The 2,528-nt window shown below is 33.5% G+C and carries 3 protein-coding genes; 2 read left to right on the forward strand and 1 reads right to left on the reverse strand.

Features of this window, described 5'->3' with window-relative positions; all coding sequences use genetic code 11:
* A partial coding sequence (locus JGH11_RS19700; RefSeq protein ID WP_201114626.1) for a superoxide dismutase occupies positions 1–509 on the forward strand: 509 nt, incomplete at its 5' end.
* Positions 510–580: 71 nt separating this feature from the next.
* On the opposite strand, the gene JGH11_RS19705 is transcribed toward JGH11_RS19700, so the two are convergent.
* Positions 581–1,228: an EcsC family protein gene (locus JGH11_RS19705; RefSeq protein WP_201114628.1), complete on the reverse strand. Its 648-nt coding sequence runs from the start codon at positions 1,226–1,228 to the stop codon at positions 581–583.
* Positions 1,229–1,415: 187 nt separating this feature from the next.
* Here JGH11_RS19705 and nusB point away from each other — a divergent pair, with 187 nt between their 5' ends.
* A complete protein-coding gene (nusB, locus tag JGH11_RS19710) occupies positions 1,416–2,342 on the forward strand; it encodes a transcription antitermination factor NusB (RefSeq protein WP_201114630.1) in 927 nt (308 codons plus the stop codon).
* Positions 2,343–2,528: the final 186 nt, after the last annotated feature.

Here is a 2,528-nt window from a genome sequence, read left to right on the forward strand (position 1 = left end):
CTATAGAGTTACATTACGGAAAACATCTCCAAACTTATATTACAAATCTGAACAATCTTGTTCCTGGAACTAAGTTTGAAAATGCTGACCTTGAAACTATCGTTAAAGAAAGTGATGGTGCCATTTTTAATAATGCAGGTCAGACATTGAATCACAATATATACTTCTTATCTTTCAGTCCTAAAGGCGGAGGTGAACCTAAAGGTAAATTAGCGGAAGCCATTGCTGCAAAATGGGGTTCGTTTGAGAACTTCAAAAAAGAGTTTGTTGCTGCCGGTACCGCTGTGTTTGGTTCAGGATGGGTATGGTTGGCAAAAGATAATGCAGGAAATCTTGAAATAACAAAAGAGCCAAATGCAGGAAACCCTATCACTAAAGGTTTAACTCCGCTTTTGGGATTTGATGTATGGGAACATGCTTACTATCTCGATTATCAAAATCGTCGTGCAGATCATCTTGCCGAATTATGGAAAATTATCGATTGGGATGCTGTAGCAGCACGTTACTAATAAAATATTATTAATAGTAAAAAAGCAACCTTGTCAAGGTTGCTTTTTTATTTATTATGATAAAACTATTATTATTCTTTAGATTTATCATCTTCTTCCGATTCGATTACTTCAGGTTTATCTATAAAAATACGTTTTGCTACTTTGCCAACAATCTTTGTAGAAACAGCATCGTATGATCCCCCGACAACACCCCCAAGTATAGGGATAGCCTTCCCCGCCGAGGCGATACCTTTCGTTCCTGCCTTTGCTGCTAATTTAGCACTAACTTTCTCTAATATCTTAGAGAGCATTTTCTCACTGGCTTTGATACTCAGGTCTTTTAGTAATTCCTTAGCTCCATTTCCTACCATGCATATATAGACAAGAGATTTTACTCTGTCGTCTTTTATATCATGTCCCCCCATATAGGCAATGGCAGTTATCATGCGTATCTGAACATATATAACGCTTGCTATATTTGCCGGTACAGTAAGCGGCATAACCATTACTCCTCCTAAACCTGTAACAAATCCGCTGGATGCAGCTTTTGCTACTTGCCATTTTATAAGAGAATCCACTTGTTGTTCTAATGTTCCGTTTTGTAACAAGTAGCTATTACCCAGATCATAGGCCGAGTCTACTCCGGTAAAGCCTACCACGGCTTTTGAATATGCCCAGTCCAGTGTTTTGCTTATTATACCTTGATTATCTTTATTGTTCAGTTTATTCCTCTGCATATCTTAATGTGTTGAGAATAAATATTTATTAATAAATATAACAAGAACTATGCCATGTTGATTTATTATGAATTGATGTTTTGATTATCCTATAGTTCGTTTATAACTTATTATGAACTCTTACCTAAAATGTTATTGTATTCGGAAAAAATGTTTAATTTTGCACATTGAAACATTTGATGTAAAAATGATAAACCGCGTTCTTATCCGTATCAGAGTTGTTCAGATACTTTTCTCTTGTAGTCAAGGTGAAACTACTGATTTACGAAAAGCTGAAAATGAATTACTATTCAGTCTTCAAAAATCCTATGATTTGTATTTTTACTTGTTATCTCTTTTGGTTGAGTTGACCGATACATATGCTCAGAAGGTCGATGCTCGCAAAGCAAAGCTATTGCCGTCAGAAGAAGATATTAGACCTAATATTAAGCTATTAAACAATAAGTTTATAAGCCAATTACGGAGGAATAAGCAATTAGAAAAATATCTATCAGAGAGACCTTTCTCATGGTACGATCATGAGGCCTTTCTGAAAAAGGTATTGGATAATATTCTGAATTCGGATGTCTATAAAGATTATGCGGCAAATGATCTTCAAGATTATAATGATGATCGTGAATTCTGGCGTAAGATATTTAAGCATATTATTTGTACAGAAGAGGATTTATATACGATTCTTGAAGATGAAAGTCTATACTGGAATGATGATATAGAGATTATAGAATCATTTGTCCTTAAAACTATTAAGCGTTTTGAAGAGGAAAAAGGTGCAGAGCAAGATTTATTACCGATGTTTAAAGATGATACTGATAGAGAATTTGCCGTTAAGTTATTGAGAGAATCATTATTTGATGGAAAAGAGTATCGACAACTCATTGATAAATATACTCAAAATTGGGAATCGGAGCGTATTGCCCTTATGGATATGGTTATTATGCAAATAGCAATAGCTGAAATTGTAACTTTCCCTTCCATTCCTATCAGCGTTACTTTAAATGAGTATATTGATATTGCTAAGTCTTATAGTACAGCAAAAAGTGCATCATTTATCAACGGTATTTTAGATGCAATAGTAAAGGAACTCAAAGAAGAAAAAAAAATTATTAAGAAATAATAATATTTTATGATATTTCTCATTTAATACTATTTCAAAATAATGATTTATATTTGTAATGTATTTATAGAGAAAATTAGATCAAGAATAATATAAATTAAATATTAAAGAACTATTATGACTTTTTTAAATGTATTATTACAGGCGGCGGATGGAGCTGCCGGAGGTGGTTTCTTAGGTATGGGT

The sequence above is a fragment of the Dysgonomonas sp. Marseille-P4677 genome (assembly GCF_016652235.1).
Taxonomy (GTDB): domain Bacteria; phylum Bacteroidota; class Bacteroidia; order Bacteroidales; family Dysgonomonadaceae; genus Dysgonomonas.

What these genes read in the sequence shown, in the direction of transcription:
- JGH11_RS19705 (WP_201114628.1), bottom strand. Translation starts at nt 1,228, where the DNA reads ATGCAGAGGAATAAACTGAACAATAAAGATAATCAAGGTATAATAAGC.
- nusB (WP_201114630.1), top strand. Translation starts at nt 1,416, where the DNA reads ATGATAAACCGCGTTCTTATCCGTATCAGAGTTGTTCAGATACTTTTC.